Origin of the sequence: Micromonospora sp. NPDC023633, assembly GCF_040640035.1 — a bacterium.
Taxonomy (GTDB): Bacteria; Actinomycetota; Actinomycetes; order Mycobacteriales; family Micromonosporaceae; genus Micromonospora.
The window spans coordinates 1-21,485 of the sequence record NZ_JBFABB010000047.1 but is presented as its reverse complement, the minus strand read 5'-3'; the positions used below and the strand labels follow the sequence as shown (position 1 = coordinate 21,485).

Below are 21,485 nucleotides of genomic sequence, written 5' to 3'. Positions count from 1 at the left end.
TAGGGTGAAAGGCGTGTCAGACGTCTACGCCCAGCCGACAACCGGAACCGAACACCCCACGAGGTGCGACCTGGCGCGATACACCACGTTGCGCCTGGGCGGCCCGGCCGGACGCGTCGTCGCCGGCACCGACGCCGACGGCATCGTACGGGCGGTGCGGGAGGCCGCCGAACGGGGCGAGCAGGTCCTGCTCCTCGCCGGGGGCAGCAACGTCGTGATCGGGGACGCCGGCTTCCCCGGCACCGTGGTCCTGGTGCGCTCCCGGGGCCTGCGGGTGGTCGCCGAGGACGCCGACACCGTCACCGTGCGCGTCGAGGCCGGCGAGCCCTGGGACGACCTGGTCGCCACCACCGTGGCCAACGGGTGGTCCGGCCTGGAGTGTCTCTCCGGCATCCCCGGCTCGACCGGCGCCACCCCCATCCAGAACGTCGGCGCGTACGGGCAGGAGGTCGCGGAGACCATCACCGGCGTCGAGGTCCACGACCGGGTCGAGGGGACCGTCGGGCGGATCGCCGCCGCCGACTGCGGCTTCGCGTACCGGTCCAGCATCTTCAAGTACAGCGACCGCTGGGTGGTGCTCTCCGTCGACTTCCGGCTCGCCCGCTCGCCGCTGTCCGGCCCCGTGCGCTACGCGGAACTGGCCCGGGCGCTCGGCGTGCAGGTGGGGGACCGGGTGCCGCTGGCCGACGCCCGGGCCACGGTCCTGCGGCTGCGCGCCGGCAAGGGCATGGTGCTCGACGCGACCGACCCGGACACCCGGTCGGTCGGCTCGTTCTTCACCAACCCGGTGCTCGACGTCGCCGCGTACGAGCTGCTGCGGGAGCGCGCCGCCGACGTCGGCGAGCCGCCCGCCTGGCCCGGCGCGGGTGACGTGGTGAAGGTCAGCGCGGCCTGGCTGATCGACAAGGCCGGCTTCGGCAAGGGCCACCCGGGGCCGGAGGGCGTCGCCATCTCCAGCAAGCACACCCTCGCCCTGACCAACCGCAGCGGCACCGCCAGCACCGCGTCCCTGGTCGAGCTGGCCCGGGAGATCCGCGACGGCGTCCACCACCGCTTCGGCGTCACCCTGCACCCCGAACCCATCCTCATCAACTGCACCATCTGACCCGCCACCCCCGGGGCACGCGTCGATCATGCACTTCTGGTGGGGTGCGAAAGCCGCGTGATGCCCCGAAACGCCCACCACGACTGCACGATCGCCGCAGTGGGGCAGGTGGGTCAGGTGGGGGAGATGGCGGGCCAGGGGACGGTGAGTTCGCCGTGGCGCCAGCGGCGGGGGCCGTCGAGGACCGGCCAGCCCGCCTCGCGTACGGCGGGCACCGCGCGCAGCCAGCGTTGGCGGGGGCCGTACGGGGCGTAGCCGGCGGCGGCCCGCCAGGCGTCGTCGAGCGCGCGGATCAGGTCGTGGATCCGCTCGCCGGGGACGTTGTGGTGGATCAGCGCCTTGGGCAGCCGTTCGGCCAGCTCCGCCGGGGTGCCCAGGGTGGTGAGCTTCGCGGCCAGGGTGAGCGTACGGGGGCCGTCGGCGTCGATCAGCAGCCAGCCGCCGAGCCGCCCCAACTCGTCGCAGGTGCCCTCGACCAGCAGCCCGCCCGGGGCCAGCCCGGCGGTCACGGTGCGCCAGGCGTCGGCGACCTCGCGCTCGTCGTACTGGCGCAGGACGTTGAACGCGCGGACCAGGGCGGGCCGCAGCCCGGCCAGCTCGAACCCACCCCGGGCGAAGGTGAGCCGGGGCGGGTCGGCGGACGGCTGGGCGGCGGCGACGCGTACCGGATCGATCTCCAGCCCGACGACCCGCACGTCGGGGCGGACCGCGGTGGCCAGCCGGGCGCGCAGTTCGACGGCGGTCACGGGGCTGGCGCCGTAGCCGAGGTCCACCACCAGCGGGTCGGCCGCCTCGCGCAGCGCCTCCCCGCAGGTCTCGACGATCCAGTTGTCCACCCGGCGGAGCCGGTTGGGGTTCGTCGTCCCCCGGGTCACCACGCCGAGCGGCCGGTGCCGCGCCGTGCCCGCCATCGTCCGCGACCGTCCGGGCCGGCTCAGCCGACCCGGTGCACCTTGTGCTGGGCGGCCTGGGCCAGCGGGCGTACGACGAGGCGGTCCACGTTGACGTGCTGCGGGCGTGTCGCGCACCAGGCGATGCAGTCGGCGACGTCCTCGGCGACCAGCGGCTCGGCGACCCCGGCGTAGACCGCCGCCGCCCGCTCGGTGTCCCCCGCGAAGCGGACCAGCCCGAACTCGTCGGTCCTGACCATGCCGGGGTCGATCTCGATCACGCGCACCGGTCGACCGCAGAGTTCCAGCCGCAGCGTGCCGGCGATCGCCGTCTGCGCGTGCTTCGCGGCGGCGTAGCCGCCCCCGCCCTCGTAAACGGTGAAGCCGGCGGTCGAGGAGACGACCACGATGGTGCCGGCCCCGGACGCCTCCAGCGCGGGCAGTAGCGCCTGGGTGACGCGCAGCGTGCCGAGCACGTTGACGTCGTACATCCACTGCCAGTCGCCGACCGAACCGGACTCGACCGGGTCCAGGCCGCGCGCGCCGCCGGCGTTGTTGACCAGGAGGGTGACCGGGCCCAGGGCCGCCGCCGCCCCGGCCAGGCCGGCCACCGACTCGTCGGAGGTGACGTCGCAGGCCACGGCGGTGGCCGCGCCCCCCGCGGACTCGATCTCGGCCACCAGGGCGGCCAACCGGTCGGTACGCCGCGCGGCGGCGAGGACGTGGAATCCCTCGGCGGCGAGCCGGCGGGCGGTGGCCGCCCCGATCCCGCTGGACGCTCCGGTGACAACGGCGACAGGGGTCATCCGGTCATTCTCCCCCGGGCGGCCGGGGTGGCTGCCGGCGGCGCGGTGATGAGGTCCGTCACGCCCGGGCGCCGTCCCGGCGCATTACGAGTGCCCGATGGGGAAGATGACATTCGCCGGGGACGTTGTCCGAAGGGGCGCCGGGCGTGCGGACGGCATCAACCGTGACAAAGGGGAGCGGACGTGGCGGAGTTGCACACCGGTGTGGGTCGTCAGCGCGGTGCGCGCCCGTGGCCCCGCCCCCGGCGGATCGCGACGCTCTCGGTGCACACCTCACCCCTGCACCAGCCGGGCACCGGCGACGCCGGCGGGATGAACGTCTACATCCTGGAGGTCGCCCGGCGGTTGGCCGAGGCGGACGTCGAGGTGGAGATCTTCACCCGGGCCACCTCCCGCGACCTCCCCCCGATCGTCGAGACGGCGCCGGGCGTGCACGTCCGGCACGTCACCTCCGGCCCCCTGGGCGGGCTCACCAAGGAGGAGCTCCCGGGGCAGCTCTGCGCCTTCACCGCCGGCGTGCTCCGCGCCGAGGCCTCCCGGCCGCCCGGCCACTACGACCTGATCCACTCCCACTACTGGCTCTCCGGGCAGGTCGGCTGGCTGGCCAAGGAGCGCTGGGGGGTGCCGCTGGTGCACACCGCGCACACGCTCGCGAAGGTCAAGAACGCCCAGCTCGCCGCCGGGGACCGGCCCGAGCCGAAGGCCCGCGTCATCGGCGAGGAGCAGGTGGTCGCCGAGGCCGACCGGCTGATCGCGAACACGACGGTCGAGGCCCGTGACCTGATCGACCGGTACGACGCCGATCCGGCCCGGGTCGCGGTGGTCGAGCCCGGCGTGGACCTGGAGAGGTTCCGCCCGGCGCCGGGGAACCGCGATCGCGTCGCGGCGGCCGCCCGTCGCCGGCTCGGGCTGCCCGCCACCGGTTACGTGGTGGCCTTCGTCGGCCGCATCCAGCCGCTGAAGGCCCCGGACGTGCTCATCCGCGCGGTGGCCGCGCTGCGCGAGCACGACCCGGTGCTCGCCGACGAGGTGACCGTGGTGATCTGCGGGGGCCCCAGCGGCAGCGGGCTGGACCGGCCGACCGCCCTGATGGAGCTGGCCGCCACGCTCGGCGTCGCCGACCGGGTGCGTTTCCTGCCCCCGCAGACCGGTGACGACCTGCCCGCCCTGTACCGGGCGGCGGACCTGGTCGCGGTGCCGTCGTACAACGAGTCCTTCGGCCTGGTCGCGCTGGAGGCACAGGCCTGCGGTACGCCGGTGGTGGCCGCCGCCGTCGGCGGCCTGGTGACCGCCGTGCGGGACGAGGTCAGCGGCGTGCTGATCGACGGCCACGACCCGGCCGACTGGGCCCGTACGCTCGGACGCCTGCTGCCGGACCGGCGCCACCGCGCCGAACTGGCCCGGGGCGCCGCGCGGCACGCCCGTAACTTCTCCTGGCACCGCACCGCCTCCGGACTGCTCGCCGTCTACGGCGACGCGATCGCCGCGCACCGGGCCCGACTCGCCTCCGAGCTGGCCGGCGGCCCGGCGATGTCCTGCTCCTGGTGACCGGTCGCGCCGGCCGTCGCCACCGGGTGCCGGGGCGGTGGCGGCCGTAGAGTGGATCCGATGAGCGGGAAGAGCGATCTTGCGGCGCTGATCGAGTCGGTCTGCGACGAGCGGGAGCTGGCCTGGGAGTCGACCGGCCCGGGCTCGTACGCGGTCACGCTGCCGGGCACCCACAAGCTGAAGACGGTCTGCAACCTGATCGTCGGGGAGCACGCGCTGCGGATCGAGGCGTTCGTGATGCGCCAGCCGGACGAACGGCGCGAGGAGCTGTGGGCCTGGCTGTTGCAGCGCAACGCCCGCATGTACGGCGTCTCGTTCTCCGTCGACGCGGTCGGCGACGTCTACCTGACCGGTCGCGTCAACCCCGCCGGGATCGACGCCGACGAGCTGGACCGGCTGCTGGGCGCGGTGCTGACGTACGCCGACGAGTCCTTCGACACCATGCTGGAGATCGGCTTCGGCAGCTCGATCCGGCGGGAGTGGGAGTGGCGGGTCAAGCGGGGCGAGTCCACCGCCAACCTCGCGGCGTTCGCGCACCTCTTCGAGCCGTCCCCGGGCGGTGGCGGGCCCGGGCAGCAGGGCACCACGGCGATCGCCGGGCAGTAGGCACCGCTGGCCCGCCGGGCGGTCCGGTGCCGCCGGGACCGGGCAGTCGGGGTGCCGCCGCCAAGGAGGCGGGCACAGGTGCCCCGGTCGGAGGTTCGGACCGGTCCTGACGGGTATGCCGCACCGCGCGGTGCGGCACTGGGACCGGCCGCGCGCCGAGGACCAACTGTCGAGGAGCGTGAGCGTCCCATGGCTCAGCGGAACAGCTCAGGTCGCGGCGGGACTGCGACCAGGACGAAACGGCAGGCGGGCAACCAGACCCCGAACACCCCGACGATCTCCGAGTCCGAGATCTCCCGGATGAAGGTGGACGAGATCCGGGGACAGCTCCGCAAGCGCGGGGTCTCCGGCATCTCCGCCCTGCGCAAGCCGGAACTGGTGAAGACGCTGGCGAAGACCCTGCGGGCGGAGCGTCCCTCGGGTGGTGCCGCGCGTCGCAGCACCGGGCCCGCCGGCCGGGCGACGGGGACGCGGGCGTCGGCCGGGCGGGCAGCCGCCACGAAGAAGGCGGCGTCGGGCCGGGCGGCGGGCAAGGCCGCCCCGGGCCGGGCGCAGGCGGCGAACAAGAGCGCCCCGGCGAAGAAGGCGGCGGCGAAGAAGGCGGCCGAGAAGAGAGCGGCCGAGAAGAAGCCACCGGCCAGGAAGGCCGCCGCGAAGGCGGCTCCGGCGAAGAAGTCCACGTCGGCGGCCCGGAAGTCCACGTCGGCCCGCACGTCCGCGGCGGCGCCGTCGCGGGCGGGGACGACGCGCGGCGGTACGGCGACCGGGGTCCGGACCGGGCGGAGTACCTCGCGGTCGGTGCGTTCCTCGCAGCTCATCTCGTCCACCGCCGACCGGCCGGAGCGCCCCGGCCGCAGCCTGGTCACCACCAACCACGACGTGATCCGGCGCTGGGCGGGCGAGCGCGGCGCCAGGCCGGCGACGATCGCGGGCACCGAGCGGGAGGGGCGGGCCGGCGTGCTCACCTTCAACATGCCGGGTTACCGGGAGAGCAGCCGGGTACGCGAGATCAGCTGGGACGAGTGGTTCCGCACCTTCGACGAGCGGAAGCTGAACCTGATCTACCAGGAGCAGCTCCGGGACGGCCGGCCGAGCAACTTCTTCCGTACGGAATCGCCAGATCGTGAGGACGCCTGACGTGTTTGGGGGAATGGTCGACGGGTAAGCCCTGTTGGCCATGACCGAGGCCCGAGGCGGGGGCACTCCGGTTCGACGACGGAGCTGTGACCGGCGAGACAGCCCATCCAGGTTGTCTTCGTAATCCCGGGCGAACTAACTTTATTGCACCGCGCCACGCTTGGAACCGTTCGGGGGAGCGGTGGATCGATCAGATCCGTGCACCGAGCGAGGCGCAGGGGACGGGTGGAACAACACCGTTGGGGGACGGTGGCCACCTGTTTGGACCGGCGGCGCGAGCGGGCGACGCCTACGGGGGTGGGCTTCGCCCGCCGCCGCCGGTCATACGGTGCGAACGCCCATCGCGATCACGAGTCGCGATGGGCGTTCTGCTGTCCGGCCCCGCCCGGCTCCCGCCGGCTCCCAACCGCGTCGATCATGAGGTTGGCGGCGGTCTGGATCTCCTGGACCGCCGCCAACCTCATGATCAACGCACGGAGGCGGAGGCGGGGGTGGGGGTCGGGGTCGGGGTCGGGGTCGGGGTCGGGGTGGAGAGTTGGCGGAGTGCGGCGACGCGGCGTTCGCGGGGTGGGCCGGCCAGCAGGTGGCAGCCGGCGGCCAGCAGTCCCAGCCCGCCGACGATGAGCCAGTGCCGGTCCCCGAGGTACTGCAGGCTCACCCCGCCGAGGGTGGGCGCCACGAACGACGCCGCCGGGAACGCCAGGTAGAACACGGACTGGTAGCGGGCCCGCAGCTCCAGTGGGGCGAGGTCGGCGTTGATCTGCGCGTTGGGCGGCGCGGCGAGCATCTGGCCGACCGTCCAGACCACCGCCGCGGCCAGGTAGACCGCCACGTCGTCGGCGAACGCGAGGGCGGCGAAGCCGAACGCCAGCAGCGCGGTGGAGACGGCCAGGACGCGGTCCCTGCGGTGCCGCTCGATCAGCCGCGGCACGAAGAGCTGCCCGAGCACGATCAGCACCCCGCCGAGGGCCACCACCGCCCCGTACGCCGACGGGCGCAGGCCGTCCGACCGCATCGCCAAAGGCATGATCGTCGACGTCTGCATGGTCAGCACGGCCAGCACGAAGGTCAGGCCCACGAAGGTGAGGAAGGTGCGGTCGGTCAGCGCGGTGTGCAGCCCCGGCTGCCGAGACCGCCCCGCCCGCCGCGACGTCACCGCTCTGCCGCCGACCGGTCCCGACCGAGGACCTCGGACACCGTCCGGCCGGTCCGAACGGAGGGTGTCCGTGATCGGCGCGGGGCCGGCCTGGCGACGGGGGAGCGTCTCCGGGACCTTCCAGGCGATGACGCCCGCCGCGAGCAGGGTGGCGGCGGCGTCGACCAGGAAGAGCGCGACGAAGCTCGCCTCGGCGAGCAGGCCGGCCAGCAGCGAGGCCACGGCCATGCCCAGGTTGAACGCCCAGAACTGGAGGTTGAAGGCCCGGGAGCGACGCCGTTCGGGCACCACGTCGACGATCGCCGCCACGAAGGCGGGGCTGGGCATCGAGTGCGTCACCCCGACCAGGGCGGCGAGCGCCGCGATCATCGCCAGGTGCCGGCTGAAGGCCAGCCCGACCATCAGCCCGGCGGTGACCAGGTGGGCGGCGAGCAGGGTGGACCGCCGCCCCCACCGGTCGGCCAGCACCCCGCCGAGCAGCACGCCGGCCGCCCCGCCCAGCCCGTACGCCCCGACGACCGTGCCGGTGAGCGCCTCGCTCGCGCCCCGCGCCTCGGTCAGGTAGAGCGACAGGAAGAGCATCGCGAAGGCGCCGGCCCGGTTGATCAGCAGGCCGGCCCAGAGGTACCAGAAGGTGGCGGGAAGCCCGCCCGCGGTGTCGTCCAGCCAGCGGCGCAGGGCCCGCACCCGTCCTCCCGACAGTTTTGTTACCTAACCGAAGCGTCCTCGACGGTAGGAAGCCGAGGGCTGCCGCGCCAGCGTGTCGCTGGTCACCGGGCTCCGGTCGGCTCCGCCGCCCGCCCCGGGCCCCTGTCCGGCAGGCCGTCGTCCCGCGCCGGATCCACCGGCTCGGCGGGGGCCGTCGCCGCCGCCTCGGCCGCCTCCGGGGCGGGCGGCTGGATCGCCACCACCGGCACGACGGGACCGGTGGCCGTCCGCAGGGTCGCGGCCCGGCGCTCCCGGGTCGGGCCGGAGATCAGGTGCGCGAGCGCCATCAGCCCGCCGATGACGGCGCAGCCGAGCCAGAGCTGGGCGTTGCCGGCCTGCTCCCGGACCAGGCCGCCGAGGACCGGCGCGACCGCGGCCGCTCCCTGCCAGGAGAGGGAGAAGACGCCCTGGTAGCGGCCGCGCAGCTCGGCGGGGGAGAGCTCGGCGATCAGGGTGGCGTTGGACGGCGAGTTGAGCATCTCGCCGACCGTCCAGACCAGCACGGTCAGGCCGTAGAACCAGGCGGTGTCGGCGAAGGCGGTGAGCCCGAACCCGACGCCCATCACCACGGACGCCAGGGCGAGCACGTGCGACCGGCTCCGGCCCCTGATCAGCCGGGGCACGAAGAGCTGGCCGATGACGATCAGCACCCCGTTGAGCGCGATCACCGAGCCGTAGGTGGCGGGGCTGAGGCCGGAGTCGCCCATCGCGATCGGCAGCATCGAGATGTGCTGGAGGAAGACCAGCGCGGCGAAGAGGTTGAGCGTCACGAAGCCGAGGAAGACCCGGTCGCGCAGGATGGTGCGCAGCGCCCCGATCGGCGCGCCGCCGCCCTTGTGGGCGACCGCGCCGGTGGGGGCCCGCCGGGTCTCGCCCACCTTGGCGAAGATGATCAGTGCGGTGATCACGGTGGTGGTCGCGTCGACCACGAAGAGCAGCAGGTAGCCGGCCTCGGCCGCGAGGCCGGCGAGGATCGCCGCGCTGGCGAAGCCGAGGTTGATCGCCCAGTAGTTCAGCGAGAAGGCACGCAGCCGGTCCTTCTCCGGCACCACGTCGATCACCATCGCGCCGAACGCGGGCCGGGCCGCCTCGGCGAACATGCCGAGCAGCAGGGCGCCGAGCGCCACGGCCCACAGTTCCCGGGCGAAGCCGAGCGCGAGCATCATGGCGGCCGCGCCGAGGTGCGCGGTGAGCAGGGTGGGCCGGCGGCCCCAGCGGTCGCTCAGCGTGCCGCCGGCGGTGGTGCCGAGCGCGCCGCCGACACCCCACAGGCCGAGCACCAGCCCCGCCTGCGACGGGGAGAAACCGCGCTCCTGCGTCAGGTAGATGGCGAGGAAGACCAGGACGAACGAGCCGAGCCGGTTGATCAGCGTGCCGGCCCACAGGTACCAGAAGGTGACCGGCAGGCCGCCGGTGGTGTCCCGGAACCAACCCCGCATCGTCCGCACGTCGGTGCCCCCGCCCCGTAATGACCGCCCTGATTATTGCGCCTTACAACCTAGTGCCAGGCCGGATGGCCGGGCAGCGCCTTTTCCACGTGGTGGTCGTCACGACCACCGCCCGCGCGTCGTCCGACGCCGTGCGGCAGGATGATCGGCATGACTGCTAGCGAGGGGCCCACCGTCGGGACGCTGGTCCTGCTGCGGCACGGCGAGAGCGACTGGAACGCCAAGAACCTCTTCACCGGCTGGGTCGACGTCGACCTGACCGAGAAGGGCGAGAACGAGGCGCGCCGCGGCGGCGAGCTGCTGCGCGAGCACGACCTGCTGCCTGACGTGGTGCACACCAGCGTGATGCGCCGCGCGATCCGCACCGCCGAGCTGGCGCTCAACGCCGCCGACCGGCACTGGATCGCCGTGCGCCGGTCGTGGCGGCTCAACGAGCGGCACTACGGCGCCCTCCAGGGCAAGAACAAGAAGCAGACCCTGGAGGAGTACGGCGAGGAGCAGTTCATGCTCTGGCGCCGCTCGTACGACACCCCGCCGCCGCCGATCGCCGACGACGACGAGTTCTCACAGGTCGGCGACCCGCGTTACGCGCTGCTGCCGAGCGAGCTGATGCCGCGCACCGAGTGTCTCAAGGACGTCGTCGAGCGGATGCTGCCGTACTGGTACGACTCGATCGTGCCGGACATCCTGGCCGGCCGGACGGTGCTGGTGGCCGCGCACGGCAACTCGTTGCGCGCCCTGGTCAAGCACCTGGACCAGATCTCCGACTCCGCGATCGCCAAGCTCAACATCCCCACCGGCATCCCGCTGCGCTACGACCTGGACCCGCAGCTGCGCCCGCTCACCCTGGGCGGCACGTACCTGGACCCGGCCGCCGCCAAGGCGGCTGCCGCCGCGGTGGCCAACCAGGGCCGCTGACGTAGCCACGACGAGGGCCCCTTCCCCACGCGACGAGTGGGGAAGGGGCCCTCGGCCGTACCTCAGTTCGGGGTGGGGGCGGTCTGCCCGGTGATCAGGTAGACCACGTGTTCGCCGGCGTTGACGGCGTGGTCGGCGAAGCGCTCGTAGAAGCGGCCGAGCAGGGTGGCGTCGATGGCGGTCTCCACCCCGTACGGCCAGTCCTCGCCGAGCAGCAGCCCGAACAGGCTCCGGTGCAGGTCGTCCATGGCGTCGTCGTCACCGTCCAGCTCGGCGGCGAGGTCCGCGTCGGGCTTGGCGAGCACCGAGCCGATCTTGATGGCCATCCGGTCGGCGATGGCGGCCATGTCGGTGAAGGTCGGCCGCAGTTCCGCCGGCACGGCCGGCGAGGGGTGCCGGCGCAGGGCGGTCTTGGCGACGTGGTCGGCCAGGTCGCCCATCCGCTCCAGGTCGGCCGCGACGTGCAGCGCGGTGATCATCGCGCGCAGGTCGGAGGCGACCGGGGCCTGCCGGGCGAGCAGGTCGCAGACCCGCTCCTCGACGTGCCGGTAGAGCTCGTCGATCTCGGCGTCCCGCTCGATCACCGTCTCGGCCGCCCGGCGGTCCGCGGTGAGCAGGGCGCGGGTGGCCTGCCGCATCGCGGCCCGGACCCCCTCCGCCATGTCCACCAGCAGCTGGCTGACGATCTGCAGGTCAGCCCGGAACTCGTCGCGCATTGTCACGTCCTGTGGTCGGTGGTCGCCGGCCCGGAGGTCGGCGGGGAGCAGGTGCGCCGCCCACGGTAGGTCGGACGGGCGGACCCGAGGTGAACCTCGGTGAACGACGCCGGACGCGGGAGTGAACTTTCCCGGAAGTGAAGGTGATTCATCCCATTTGCGGGGGTTCCCAGGTTAACAATGACCCTACGATCGCCGGGTGGAATGGGCGGTGACGGTCGCGGTGGCCGTGGCACTGGCGGTCGGGCTGATCGCCGGGTTGCTGCTGCCCCGGCTCGTCCCGGCGCTGGGCGAGCGCGCCACGCGGACGGGGAGCCGGTCCGGCTTCCCCTTCAACAGGGGGAGGCTCCCGATCGCCGAGGATCCGCAGTCCGGGATCGGCCGCCGGACCATCGACTCGCTGCGGGCCGGCGTGGTCGTGCTCGACCCGGACGACCTGCCCGTCCTGGTCAACCCCGCCGCCCGCGCGATGGGGCTGCTCCGCACCGGCCCCACCCAGGGCTCGATCGCCGCCCACCCGCTGATCCGTACGCTCGCCGGGCAGGTGCGCCGCACCGGCGTGCGGCGCGAGATCGAGCTGGACCTGCCGCGGGGCCGCGACAACGCCGGGGTGAACCCGCTCGGGGTGCACCTGAGGGCGATGGGGATCGGGGCGGGCTTCATCGCCGTCGAGGCGTCGGACGTGACCGAGTCGCACCGGCTGGCCCGCGTCCGCCGGGACTTCGTGGCCAACGTCAGCCATGAGCTCAAGACCCCCATCGGGGCCCTCCAGCTCCTCGCCGAGGCGTTGCTGGACGCCACCGAGCCGGCCGGGGCGGGCGCGCCCGACCTCTCCGAGGACCTGGTCGCCGCCCGCCGGTTCGCCGAGCGCATCCAGCACGAGTCGACCCGGCTGGGCCGCCTGGTGCAGGAACTGCTGGAGCTGACCCGGCTGCAGGGCGCCGAGCCGCAGCCGCCCCCGGAGCCGGTCGCGATCGACTGGGTGATCGCCGAGGTGATCGACCGGACCCGCACCTCCGCCGCCGCCCGGCGGATCGAGGTGACCGTCGACGCCGAGCGGGGCCTGACCGTCCACGGCAGCGACACCCAGCTCGCCACGGCCGTGTCGAACCTGGTGGAGAACGCCGTCAACTACTCGGGCGAGGACACCACCGTCCGGATCACCGCCCGCGCCACCGACGAACACGTGGAGGTGTCCGTCGCCGACCAGGGCATCGGAATCGCCCCGACCGACGTCGACCGGATCTTCGAGCGGTTCTACCGGGCCGACCAGGCCCGGTCCCGATCGACCGGCGGCACCGGCCTGGGGCTGGCCATCGTGAAACACATCGCCGGCAACCATGGCGGAAGGGTGGAGGTGTCGAGCACTCTTGGTGGTGGGTCGACGTTCACCCTCCGGCTGCCCACCCGTCCCCCGGACGAGGTCCTGGCGACACCGCCCTCCGCTGGGATCGAGGCCGGTCCGGCCGAGCTCCGGCAGGTCTGACAGCACATGGAAAGGAAGTTCCGTTGAGCCGCGTTCTGGTGGTCGAGGACGAGGAGTCGTTCTCCGACGCCTTGTCGTACATGCTCCGCAAGGAGGGTTTCGAGGTTTCCGTCGCCGCGACGGGGACCTCCGCCCTCACCGAGTTCGACCGGACCGGCGCCGACATCGTGCTGCTCGACCTGATGCTGCCCGAGATGTCCGGCACCGAGGTGTGCCGGCAGCTGCGGCAGCGCTCGCACGTGCCGATCATCATGGTCACCGCCCGGGACAGTGAGATCGACAAGGTGGTCGGCCTGGAGATCGGCGCCGACGACTACGTCACCAAGCCGTACTCGCCCCGGGAGCTGGTCGCCCGGATCCGGGCGGTGCTGCGGCGGCAGAGCGCCGAGGCCGCCGAGTCGGGCGGGCCGACGCTGGCCGCCGGCCCGGTCCGGATGGACATCGAGCGGCACGTGGTGACCGTCGACGGCGCCCCCGTCCAGCTTCCGCTCAAGGAGTTCGAGCTGCTGGAGCTGCTGCTGCGCAACGCCGGCCGGGTGCTCACCCGGGGTCAGCTCATCGACCGGGTCTGGGGGGCCGACTACGTCGGCGACACCAAGACCCTCGACGTGCACGTCAAGCGGCTGCGCTCCAAGGTCGAGCCGGAGCCGTCCGCGCCGCGCTTCATCGTCACCGTGCGGGGTCTGGGCTACAAGTTCGAGCCCTGATCGGCGTACGCACGACGGGGCCCGCGCCGCGCGTGGGCCCCGTCGTCGTCGGTCGGTCAGGCGCCGTTGGCGGGGTGCGGGGCGACCAGGCCCTGCCGCCCGCGCGCCCCGCAGACCTCGGCCAACTTCGCGTACGCGGGGGCGCCGATGAGCGCGGTCAGCTCCGGGCCGTAGGAGACGTACATCGGCTCGGTGCCGACGTGCGCGTCGGTGGAGGAGGTGCACCACCAGTCCAGGTCGTGCCCGCCCGCGCCCCAGCCGCGCCGGTCGAACTCGGCGAGCGTGGAGACCAGCACCTTCGTGTTGTCCGGCCGCTTGACCCACTCCTGGTCGCGGCGGATCGGCAGCTGCCAGCAGACGTCCGGCTTGTATTCCAGCGGGTGCACCCCGTCGCGCAGCGCCTGGGCGTGCAGGGCGCAGCCGGCGCCGGCCGGGAAGTCGGCGTCGTTGAGGAAGACGCACGGCCCGTCCGCGCCCTGGGTGGCGGTGCGGCGGGCGGAATTCTTGCCGTCGATGGTGTCGTTCTCGGTCCAGTTCTTGAACCCGCGCCGGAAGTGCTGCCACGTCGACGGGGTCAGCCGCTTCACCGCGGCCCGGACCCGCTGCTCGTCCTCGGCGTCGGTGAAGAACGCGCCGTGCGAGCAGCAGCCGTCGGCGGCCCGGCCGGCGACGATGCCGTGGCAGCCCCGGCCGAAGATGCACGTCCAACGGGAGAGCAGCCACGTCAGGTCGGCCCGGATGAGGTGGTTGTCGTCCGCCGGGTCGGCGAACTCGATCCACTCCCGGGGAAAGTCCAGGGGCACCTCACGGCTGCGCGGGTCGTCCGGGTCGTCCACCAGCACGCGGAGTTCGATCTGGCCTGTCACCCGGCCCAGCGTACGCCCGGTGCCCCCACCGGTCCGCCGAGCCGCGCAAACCGGTTGGCCCTAGTGTCTTCAGCATGCGACTGGGTGTCCTCGACGTCGGTTCCAACACGGTGCACCTGCTGGTGGTCGACGCCCATCACGGGGCGCACCCCTGGCCGGCGCACTCGGAGAAGGTCGTGCTGCGGCTGGCCGAGCAGATCGGCCCGGACGGCGCGCTCACCGAGGCCGGCGCGGACGGCCTGGTCAAGGCGGTCGGCATGGCCAAGGCGGCAGCCGTCGGGCTGGGCGCCGAGGACCTGATCGCGTTCGCCACCTCCGCCGTGCGCGACGCCACCAACGCCGCCGAGGTGCTGGCCCGGGTGCGCGACGAGACCGACGTACGCCTGGAGGTGCTGCCGGGTGCGGACGAGGCGCGGCTGACCTTCCTCGCGGTGCGGCGCTGGTTCGGCTGGTCGGCGGGCCGGCTGCTGGTGCTGGACATCGGTGGCGGCTCGCTGGAGATCGCGGCCGGCATCGACGAGGACCCGGCCGTCGCGGTCTCCCTGCCGCTCGGCGCCGGCCGGCTCACCCGCGACCGGCTCCGGGTGGACCCCGACAGCGCGGTGGCGCCGCCGGCCGAGGCGGTCGACGAGCTGCGGGCGTACGTCGACGGGCTGCTGGAACCGGTCGTCGCGCAGATGACCGCGGTGGGCTGGGAACGGCCGGTGGCCACCTCGAAGACGTTCCGGACCCTGGCCCGGCTGGCCGGTGCGGCGCCCTCCGGCGCGGGCCTGTGGGCGCCCCGCCGGCTCACCCGCGCCGGGCTGCGGCAGGTGCTCGCGTTCATCCGGCACATCCCGCCGGCCCAGCTCGTCGAGCTGGAGGGGGTCAGCGCCGGCCGGGCCCACCAGCTGCTCGCCGGGGCGGTGGTCGCCGAGGCCGTGCTGCGCCGGCTGGACGTCGAGGCGCTGGACATCTGCCCCTGGGCGCTGCGCGAGGGCGTGATCCTGCGGCGGCTGGACCAGCTCGGGCCGGTGTGAGCGTGCGGAGTGAGCTTGCGAGCCCCGCGGTCGCGAACAAGAGGCGGCCCCGTGTGATTCGCGCGGTTTGCGGTCTCTCGTCACGAGCTGTCGATCGACCCCGGCTACCCTCGATGGTGTGACTTCCCGCGTCCCCGTGCTCCTGTCCACGTCCTCGGTCTTCCCTGAGCGGACCGCGGCGGCGTTCCAGCTCGCCGCCGCGCTCGGCTACGACGGCGTCGAGGTGATGGTCTGGACCGACGCCGTCAGCCAGGACGCCGGCGCGCTGCGCGGGCTCGCCGAGCACTACGGCGTTCCGGTGCTCTCGGTCCACGCGCCCTGCCTGCTGGTCACGCAGCGGGTGTGGAGCCCCGACCCGTGGGAGCGGCTGCGCCGCTCCGCCGAGCTGGCGGCGACGCTCGGGGCGCCCATCGTGGTGGTGCACCCGCCGTTCACCTGGCAGCGCGACTACGCGCGCAACTTCGCCGACGGGCTCGCCGCGATCGCCGCCGAGTACCCGGACCTGCGCTTCCCGGTGGAGAACATGTATCCGGTCCGGATGGCGGGGCGGCAGTTCGTGCCGTACGTCCCGGGCTGGGACCCGACCGAGACGGGCTACGCCTCCTACACGCTCGACCTGTCGCACTGCGCCGCCTCGCACACCGACTCGATGGCGATGGCCGACCGGATGGGCGCCAACCTGGCCCACGTGCACCTCGGCGACGGCACCGGCGAGGGCCGCGACGAGCACCTGGTGCCGGGGCGCGGCACCCAGCCCTGCGCCGAGCTGCTCTCCTCGCTGGCGGGGCGCGGGTTCACCGGCTCGGTCGCCGTGGAGGTCACCACCCGCGGCGCGAAGAGCCGCGCCGTGCGGGAGGCCGACCTGCGGGAGGCGTTGGAGTTCGCCCGCCAGCACCTCGGCACCCCGTCCCCGGTCGACGCCTGAGCGCCGCGCCGTCCCCGGCCGACGCCCTGGACGCCGCGCCGTCCCCGGTCTACGCCTGAGCGTCGACCGGGCCGGGCGTCAGACGACCGTGGTGAGCGATTCCTTGGTGTTCACGCCGGCCTGCTCGCCGATGGCCGCGCGCTTGCGGGCGCGGTGGGCGGCCACGTGCGAGCGGGTGGCGCAGCGCTCCGAGCAGAACCGCCGGCAGCAGTTGGACGAGGTGTCCAGGTAGACGTTGCCGCAGCGCTCGTCGGCACACACCCCGAACCGGGCGCTGCCGTACTCGCAGAGCCAGACCGACAGCCCCCAGACCGCGCCGGCCAGATATTCGGCGCTCACCGAGGCGCCCCGGCTGGTTACGTGCATGTGCCAGTCGCTGGAGTCGTGCCCGGAGATGCGGGGCTGCACCGGGAACGCCTCCAGCAGCGCGTTGAGCTCGGTCACCGCCTGGGCGTCCCGCCCGGAGGTGCCGTACTCGAAGACGTCGCGCAGCCGCTTCTGCGCCCGCCGGAAGGTCGCGAGGTCCCGTTCCGCCACCTCGTCGCGCATCCACGCGTTGTCGTCGGGGAAGAGGGCCCGCAGGTCGTCGAGGTCGTCCAGGCGGGCGTTGACGAGATCAACGCCGGTCCGGGCGTACGCGTCGAAGTTCACGCCCACAACCGTAGACGACTCAGGGGGCCCGTGGCGCGTCGATGTAGTGCGGCAGGAACCGCGCGTAGCCGTCGGTGATGAGGCTCGCGCTCTCCCGCAGCCCCACCCCGGCCGACTCACCGTCGACGATCCAGCTGCCCAGCACCAGCCGGTTGCCGGCGAACTCCGGCAGCGCCCGGAACTCCTGGTAGCACCAGCCCTCGTCGCCGTAGATCCCCGGATTGGTGATCTCGGTGTCGCCGGTGACGATCCGCACCGAGCCGCCCTCCCGGCCGAGCAGCGGCTTGGCCACGTACTCCGTCATGCCGCGCGGCGAGTCGAGGTACGCCGGCAGCAGCAGTTCGTGCCCGGGATGGAGCTCCCAGAGCACGGCGAGCAGCGCCTTGTTCGACAGCAGCAGCTTCCACGCCGGTTCGATCCAGGTCGTCGGGGTGCCCGGCTCCAGCGCCAGCGGCCCGTACGGCTCGGCGAGCATCCACTCCCAGGGGTAGAGCTTGAAGCAGGTGGTGACCGGCTGGTCGGCCGCGTCGACGAAGCGCCGGCCGTCCCAGCCGAGTTCCTGGATCGGCTGGAGCGTGACCTCCAGCCCGGCCTGGCGGGCGGTCTCGGCGAGGTAGCCGGCGGTCATGTGGTCCTCGCCCGACTCCTCCTCGTTCGACCAGACCACGTGCACCCGGCGGTCGTGCAGCCCCGCGCCGATCTTCGCCCACGCGCCGACCAGGCGCTCGTGCAGGCTGTTCCACTGGTCCAGCTCCGGCCGGGTGTGCTCCAGCCAGTACCACTGGATGATGCTCGCCTCGACCAGCGCGGTCGGGGTGTCGGCGTTGTACTCCAGCAGCTTCGGCGGCCAACTGCCGTCGTAGGCGAGGTCGAAGCGCCCGTAGAGGGTGGGCGGCGCCTCGCGCAGCGACCGGGCCACTGCCTCGGCCGCCCAGGCCGGGATGCCGAACTCGGCGTAGCGGTGGCGCGCGACGACGTGTTCGGCGGCGGCGACCGACATCCGGTGCAGCTCCTCGGTCGCCTCCTCCAGCCGCAGCACCTCGTCCAGCTCGAACGCGTACGCGGCGGTCTCGTCCCAGTACGACATGATGCCGCCGTCGGGCAGTTCGGTGTCGACGTACACCAGGCCCTGGGAGCGGATGGTGGCGTCCCAGTCCGGGCGGGGGGTGACCGACTCCCGGCGCACCTCAGCCGCCGCAGGAGGCGAGGTGGGTGCCGAAGCCGCCCCGGTCGGGCACCGCCGTGGCGGCGGGCTCCGGCGCGCTGCGCCCGGCGGTCACCGTGGGCGCGCGTAGCGCCAGGGCCACCGTCTCGCCGCCGCCCACCGGGCCGAGGGCGCAGTCGTCATCGTCGTCGTCCGAGGACATGTTGCAGCCGGAGAGGGTGAGCGCGAGGACGGTGAGCGCGCCGAGCTGCACGGAGGCCGACCGGAGTCGGCGGCGGGGGCGTTGTTCCACGTCATGGTTGTAACCGATGGGGGCCACCGCCGTCCGCCCGCGGGTGGTGCCTGTGATGCGGTTGGGACCTGACGACCGAGGCTGCGCCGCTGCCCCGCGCGGGGCCACCGGCGGGCGTTAGGCTCGATCCATGCTCCGTACCGTCATCCTCGCCGCGTCCCGGTCATCCCAGGTCGAGCGGCTCGTCGCGACGGCCCCGTTCACCCGGGACCTCGTCCGCCGGTTCGTCGCCGGCGCCAAGACCGACGACGCGTTGCGCGCGACCCGCGAACTCGTCGACGACGGTCTTGCGGTCACCATCGACAACCTCGGCGAGGACACCGTCACCCCCGAGCAGGCCACCGCCACCCGCGACGAGTACGTCGGGCTGCTGAAGCTGCTCTCCGGCGCGGGGCTCACCCCGGCCGCCGAGGTGAGCGTCAAGCTGTCGGCGCTCGGCCAGATGTTCGACGAGCAGCTCGCCCACGACAACGCGCGGGCGATCTGCGCCGCCGCCGAGGAGGCGGGCACCACGGTCACCCTGGACATGGAGGACCACACCACCACCGACTCGACCCTGGACATCCTCGCCAAGCTGCGCAAGGACCACCCGTCGACCGGCGCCGTGCTCCAGGCGTACCTGCGGCGGACGGAGTCGGACTGCCGCGAGCTGGCCACGGCCGGTTCCCGGGTGCGGCTGTGCAAGGGCGCGTACAAGGAGCCGGAGTCGGTGGCCTACCAGTCCGCGCGCGAGGTCGACAAGTCCTACGTACGCTGCATGAACATCCTGATGTCCGGTGACGGCTACCCGATGCTGGCCACCCACGATCCCCGCCTGATCGCGATCGGGGAGGACCGGGCCCGCTGGTTCGACCGCGGCCCCGAGCGGTTCGAGTTCCAGATGCTCTACGGCATCCGCCCGGAGGAGCAGGCCCGGCTGGCCGGCGAGGGCTACACCGTGCGGACCTACCTGCCCTACGGCGAGGACTGGTACGGCTACCTGATGCGCCGGCTCGCCGAGCGCCCCGCCAACCTGGTGTTCCTCGGCCGGGCCGTGATGTCGAGGAAGTGAGTCAGCCGTTCGACCAGCCGCAGGTGCTCAGCACCAGGCGGTAGCCGTCCGGATCGGCCACCGTCACCCCCCAGCGGTCCCAGTACGGGCCGGCGGAGACCCTCGTCCCGCCGGCCCGTTCCAGTTCCCGGACCAGCTGGTCGTCGACCGGGCCGTCGAGGTAGAGCACCAGCAGGTCCGCAGGAGTCGGGGTCGGCCCCACGGCGGGCTGCTCCCCGCCGACGAGTTCCAGGTGCCAGTGGTCGCCCGGCCGGCCGACCATGAGCAAGGTCGTGCTCGCCCGGCGCCTCGGCGGCGGAGCGCCGGAGCAGGTCGAGGCCGAGCCCGTCGACCCAGAAGCGTTCGGCGGCTGCCAGGTCGCGGCTCGGTCGGGCGATGCGCAGGTGCGGGGCGGCGGCGGGGGCGAGCGGCATGAGTGGACCGTGCGACCTGAAGCCGGCGTGAGGTCAAGCCCTTGACGGCGTTAGCTAATTCTCTTAGCTTTACGGTTATGACTGTTAGCTACGTGGAGCGGGACGGCGGACGGATCGCCTACGAGGCGCACGGGCGGGGGCCGCTCGTCGTCCTCTCGCACGGTGTGGGGGAGAACCGTGGCTCCTTCCGCCACCTGGTCCCGCTGCTCGTCGCGGCCGGGCACCGGGTGGCGTCGGTGGACGTCCGGGGGCACGGCGCGTCCAGCGCCGGCTGGCCGTCGTACACCCCGGCGGAGGTCGGCGCCGACCTGCTCGCGGTGGTCCGCGACCTGGGCGGCGGGCCGGCCACCCTGGTCGGCAGCTCGTCCAGCGCGGCGGCCGTGGTCTTCGCCGCCGCCGACGCCCCCGCCCTGGTCAACGGCATCGTCCAGGTCGCCCCGTTCGTCGAGGAGCCGAAGCTCAACCCGGTCACGCGGGTGGTCCAGACCGCCGTGCTGCGCAGCCCTCGGATCTTCGGGCTGTTCCACCGCACGCTCTTCCCGTGCGACCGGCCGGCCGACGACGCGGCGTACCGCAGGGCGATGGTCGCCAACCTGCGCGAGCCCGGCCGGATGGCGGCGATGCGCGGCGTGCTCGCGCCGGCCGAGCCGCACTGGACCGCCCGCGCCCGCGAGGTCCGGCAGCCGGTGCTGGTGCTGATGGGCACGAAGGACCCGGACTTCCCCGACCCGGGCGCCGGGGCGCGGGCGGCCCGCCGGCTCTTCGCCACCGCCGAGGCGCGGATGATCGACGACTCCGGCCACTACCCCCACGCCGACCAGCCGGCCCGCACCGCCGCCCAGCTCACCGAGTTCCTGGCGGTCACCGGTGCCTAGGATCGGGCTCAACCAGCGGAGCGTGGTGCGCGAGGCGGCCCGGCTCGCCGACGAGGTCGGCGCCGACCGGCTCACCCTCGCCGCGCTGGCCGGCCGGCTCGGCGTCGCGCTGCCCAGCCTCTACAAGCACGTCCGGGGGGCCGACGCGCTCGCCCAGAAGCTCTCCGCGCTGGCCACCGCCGAGCTCGCCGACGAGCTGACCGCCGCCGTCGCGGGCCGGGCCGACGGGGAGGCGCTGCGGGCCGTCGCCGCCGCCTACCGGGCGTACGCCCACCGGCACCCCGGCCGCTACCCGGCCAGCCAGCGGGTGCCCGACCCAACCGACCCGGAGCACGTCGCCGCCGGGGAACGGGCCGTCGGGGCGATCCGGGCCACCCTGCGGGGCTACGGGCTCGACGGCGACGACGCCCTCGACGCGACCCGGATGCTGCGCAGCACCCTGCACGGGTTCGTCTCGCTGGAGGCGGCCGGCGGGTTCGGCCTGCCCCGCGCCGTCGACGCCTCCTTCGACAGCCTGGTCGCCGCGCTGGACGGCGCGTTCCGGTCCTGGCCCCGGGGGGAACGCCCGTGAAGGCCCTGGGCCTGCTGCTGCTCTTCCTGCTGGAGTTGGCCGTGCTGGCCGTCGGCGCCTGGTGGGGCTGGACCCTGGACGCGGCGCCGCCCGTCCGGTTGGCCGCCGCCGTCGCCGTGCCGCTGCTGCTCGCCGCGCTCTGGGGTGTCCTCGGCTCGCCGAAGGCCCGCGTGCCGCTGCCGTCGGCCGGCAAGCACGCGTTCCAGGCCGCCTGGTTCGTGGCGGGCGGCGGGATGCTCGCCCTGCGCGGACTGCCGCTGGCCGGGGTCGCGCTGGTCGTGGCGTGGGCGGTCACCGTCACCCTGCTCCGGCTGACGGGCCGCCCCGCCTGCTTGGGTTCTAGGAGTCGTTGCAACACCCCAGCTCAAGGGGTGCGATGGACTTCGAGATCCGAGAGGACCGGACGCCGCAGGGAGCTAGAAAGTT

Annotated in this window: 22 protein-coding genes and 1 pseudogene; 13 read left to right on the top strand and 10 right to left on the bottom strand. The window is 73.8% G+C overall.

What is annotated here, in order from left to right:
- Positions 1 to 13 precede the first annotated feature (13 nt).
- Entirely contained in the window at positions 14 to 1,105 is a 1,092-nt protein-coding gene (locus AB0G13_RS16645) for a UDP-N-acetylmuramate dehydrogenase (protein WP_357874898.1), read from the top strand.
- 113 nt (positions 1,106 to 1,218) lie between these two features.
- On the opposite strand, the gene AB0G13_RS16640 is transcribed toward AB0G13_RS16645, so the two are convergent.
- Positions 1,219 to 2,016 (bottom strand): class I SAM-dependent methyltransferase, encoded by a 798-nt coding sequence (locus AB0G13_RS16640; RefSeq protein ID WP_357874895.1) that lies wholly within the window; start codon positions 2,014 to 2,016, stop codon positions 1,219 to 1,221.
- Positions 2,017 to 2,039: 23 nt separating this feature from the next.
- On the bottom strand, positions 2,040 to 2,801 hold the full coding sequence (locus AB0G13_RS16635; protein WP_357874892.1) for an SDR family NAD(P)-dependent oxidoreductase: 762 nt from the start codon (positions 2,799 to 2,801) through the stop codon (positions 2,040 to 2,042).
- 183 nt (positions 2,802 to 2,984) lie between these two features.
- Here AB0G13_RS16635 and mshA point away from each other — a divergent pair, with 183 nt between their 5' ends.
- The 3 genes from mshA to AB0G13_RS16620 all read left to right on the top strand — a co-directional run bounded on the left by mshA (position 2,985) and on the right by AB0G13_RS16620 (position 6,092).
- Positions 2,985 to 4,349 (top strand): D-inositol-3-phosphate glycosyltransferase, encoded by a 1,365-nt coding sequence (mshA, locus tag AB0G13_RS16630; protein WP_357874890.1) that lies wholly within the window; start codon positions 2,985 to 2,987, stop codon positions 4,347 to 4,349.
- Positions 4,350 to 4,409: 60 nt separating this feature from the next.
- Complete coding sequence (locus AB0G13_RS16625) at positions 4,410 to 4,955, top strand: YbjN domain-containing protein (protein WP_357874887.1); 546 nt, start codon at positions 4,410 to 4,412, stop codon at positions 4,953 to 4,955.
- Between the two features lie 189 nt (positions 4,956 to 5,144).
- Positions 5,145 to 6,092 (top strand): hypothetical protein, encoded by a 948-nt coding sequence (locus AB0G13_RS16620; protein WP_357874885.1) that lies wholly within the window; start codon positions 5,145 to 5,147, stop codon positions 6,090 to 6,092.
- 466 nt (positions 6,093 to 6,558) lie between these two features.
- Here the strand turns inward: AB0G13_RS16620 and AB0G13_RS16615 are convergent, their stop codons facing one another.
- On the bottom strand, positions 6,559 to 7,935 hold the full coding sequence (locus AB0G13_RS16615) for an MFS transporter (protein ID WP_357874883.1): 1,377 nt from the start codon (positions 7,933 to 7,935) through the stop codon (positions 6,559 to 6,561).
- An 83-nt stretch (positions 7,936 to 8,018) separates the two neighbouring features.
- A complete protein-coding gene (locus tag AB0G13_RS16610; protein ID WP_357874881.1) occupies positions 8,019 to 9,404 on the bottom strand; it encodes an MFS transporter in 1,386 nt (461 codons plus the stop codon).
- Between the two features lie 150 nt (positions 9,405 to 9,554).
- Here AB0G13_RS16610 and AB0G13_RS16605 point away from each other — a divergent pair, with 150 nt between their 5' ends.
- Positions 9,555 to 10,322 carry a phosphoglyceromutase gene (locus AB0G13_RS16605; protein WP_357874879.1) on the top strand — a complete coding sequence of 256 codons (768 nt, stop codon included), beginning with the start codon at positions 9,555 to 9,557 and terminating at the stop codon, positions 10,320 to 10,322.
- 62 nt (positions 10,323 to 10,384) lie between these two features.
- On the opposite strand, the gene phoU is transcribed toward AB0G13_RS16605, so the two are convergent.
- Positions 10,385 to 11,038 (bottom strand): phosphate signaling complex protein PhoU, encoded by a 654-nt coding sequence (gene phoU / locus AB0G13_RS16600; RefSeq protein ID WP_357874876.1) that lies wholly within the window; start codon positions 11,036 to 11,038, stop codon positions 10,385 to 10,387.
- Positions 11,039 to 11,237: 199 nt separating this feature from the next.
- Here phoU and AB0G13_RS16595 point away from each other — a divergent pair, with 199 nt between their 5' ends.
- Together AB0G13_RS16595 and AB0G13_RS16590 are read left to right on the top strand one after the other, a co-directional pair.
- Complete coding sequence (locus AB0G13_RS16595) at positions 11,238 to 12,524, top strand: ATP-binding protein (protein ID WP_357874873.1); 1,287 nt, start codon at positions 11,238 to 11,240, stop codon at positions 12,522 to 12,524.
- Positions 12,525 to 12,547: 23 nt separating this feature from the next.
- Complete coding sequence (locus AB0G13_RS16590) at positions 12,548 to 13,231, top strand: response regulator transcription factor (protein ID WP_088998216.1); 684 nt, start codon at positions 12,548 to 12,550, stop codon at positions 13,229 to 13,231.
- Between the two features lie 56 nt (positions 13,232 to 13,287).
- Here AB0G13_RS16590 and AB0G13_RS16585 read toward each other — a convergent pair whose 3' ends face one another.
- The gene (locus AB0G13_RS16585; RefSeq protein ID WP_357874869.1) at positions 13,288 to 14,097 is read right to left on the bottom strand and encodes a hypothetical protein; all 810 of its coding nucleotides are present in this window, start codon (positions 14,095 to 14,097) and stop codon (positions 13,288 to 13,290) included.
- Positions 14,098 to 14,171: 74 nt separating this feature from the next.
- Here AB0G13_RS16585 and AB0G13_RS16580 point away from each other — a divergent pair, with 74 nt between their 5' ends.
- On the top strand, positions 14,172 to 15,116 hold the full coding sequence (locus tag AB0G13_RS16580) for a Ppx/GppA phosphatase family protein (protein WP_357874866.1): 945 nt from the start codon (positions 14,172 to 14,174) through the stop codon (positions 15,114 to 15,116).
- A 118-nt stretch (positions 15,117 to 15,234) separates the two neighbouring features.
- The gene (locus tag AB0G13_RS16575) at positions 15,235 to 16,041 is read left to right on the top strand and encodes a sugar phosphate isomerase/epimerase (protein ID WP_357874863.1); all 807 of its coding nucleotides are present in this window, start codon (positions 15,235 to 15,237) and stop codon (positions 16,039 to 16,041) included.
- Positions 16,042 to 16,119: 78 nt separating this feature from the next.
- Here AB0G13_RS16575 and AB0G13_RS16570 read toward each other — a convergent pair whose 3' ends face one another.
- Genes AB0G13_RS16570 through AB0G13_RS16560 form a run of 3 tightly spaced genes read right to left on the bottom strand, consistent with a single transcriptional unit; the run spans position 16,120 to position 18,149 of the window.
- Positions 16,120 to 16,692, bottom strand: a complete 573-nt coding sequence (locus AB0G13_RS16570) for a CGNR zinc finger domain-containing protein (RefSeq protein WP_357874860.1) — start codon at positions 16,690 to 16,692, stop codon at positions 16,120 to 16,122.
- 19 nt (positions 16,693 to 16,711) lie between these two features.
- Positions 16,712 to 17,878, bottom strand: coding sequence for a glutathionylspermidine synthase family protein (locus AB0G13_RS16565; RefSeq protein ID WP_357874857.1), 1,167 nt, complete (start codon positions 17,876 to 17,878; stop codon positions 16,712 to 16,714).
- Between the two features lies 1 nt (position 17,879).
- Entirely contained in the window at positions 17,880 to 18,149 is a 270-nt protein-coding gene (locus AB0G13_RS16560) for a hypothetical protein (RefSeq protein WP_357874854.1), read from the bottom strand.
- Between the two features lie 130 nt (positions 18,150 to 18,279).
- On the opposite strand from AB0G13_RS16560, the gene AB0G13_RS16555 reads away from it, so the two are divergent.
- The gene (locus AB0G13_RS16555; RefSeq protein WP_357874851.1) at positions 18,280 to 19,200 is read left to right on the top strand and encodes a proline dehydrogenase family protein; all 921 of its coding nucleotides are present in this window, start codon (positions 18,280 to 18,282) and stop codon (positions 19,198 to 19,200) included.
- A gap of 1 nt (position 19,201) precedes the next feature.
- Here the strand turns inward: AB0G13_RS16555 and AB0G13_RS16550 are convergent.
- Positions 19,202 to 19,613, bottom strand: a pseudogene (locus AB0G13_RS16550) (VOC family protein).
- A gap of 77 nt (positions 19,614 to 19,690) precedes the next feature.
- Here AB0G13_RS16550 and AB0G13_RS16545 point away from each other — a divergent pair.
- The 3 genes from AB0G13_RS16545 to AB0G13_RS16535 form a co-directional block, all read left to right on the top strand.
- Complete coding sequence (locus AB0G13_RS16545) at positions 19,691 to 20,488, top strand: alpha/beta hydrolase (protein ID WP_357874848.1); 798 nt, start codon at positions 19,691 to 19,693, stop codon at positions 20,486 to 20,488.
- Positions 20,481 to 21,059, top strand: coding sequence for a WHG domain-containing protein (locus AB0G13_RS16540; protein WP_357874845.1), 579 nt, complete (start codon positions 20,481 to 20,483; stop codon positions 21,057 to 21,059). Before AB0G13_RS16545 ends, AB0G13_RS16540 begins: the two co-directional genes overlap by 8 nt.
- Positions 21,056 to 21,485, top strand: a 430-nt coding sequence (locus tag AB0G13_RS16535; protein WP_357874843.1) for a YrdB family protein, incomplete at its 3' end; no start/stop codon positions are given. The genes AB0G13_RS16540 and AB0G13_RS16535, both read left to right, overlap by 4 nt.

Coding starts and splice junctions, on each gene's coding strand:
- AB0G13_RS16640 (WP_357874895.1), bottom strand. CDS start 2,016: ATGGCGGGCACGGCGCGGCACCGGCCGCTCGGCGTGGTGACCCGGGGG.
- AB0G13_RS16635 (WP_357874892.1), bottom strand. CDS start 2,801: ATGACCCCTGTCGCCGTTGTCACCGGAGCGTCCAGCGGGATCGGGGCG.
- AB0G13_RS16625 (WP_357874887.1), top strand. CDS start 4,410: ATGAGCGGGAAGAGCGATCTTGCGGCGCTGATCGAGTCGGTCTGCGAC.
- AB0G13_RS16620 (WP_357874885.1), top strand. CDS start 5,145: ATGGCTCAGCGGAACAGCTCAGGTCGCGGCGGGACTGCGACCAGGACG.
- AB0G13_RS16605 (WP_357874879.1), top strand. CDS start 9,555: ATGACTGCTAGCGAGGGGCCCACCGTCGGGACGCTGGTCCTGCTGCGG.
- phoU (WP_357874876.1), bottom strand. CDS start 11,038: ATGCGCGACGAGTTCCGGGCTGACCTGCAGATCGTCAGCCAGCTGCTG.
- AB0G13_RS16580 (WP_357874866.1), top strand. CDS start 14,172: ATGCGACTGGGTGTCCTCGACGTCGGTTCCAACACGGTGCACCTGCTG.
- AB0G13_RS16555 (WP_357874851.1), top strand. CDS start 18,280: ATGCTCCGTACCGTCATCCTCGCCGCGTCCCGGTCATCCCAGGTCGAG.
- AB0G13_RS16545 (WP_357874848.1), top strand. CDS start 19,691: ATGACTGTTAGCTACGTGGAGCGGGACGGCGGACGGATCGCCTACGAG.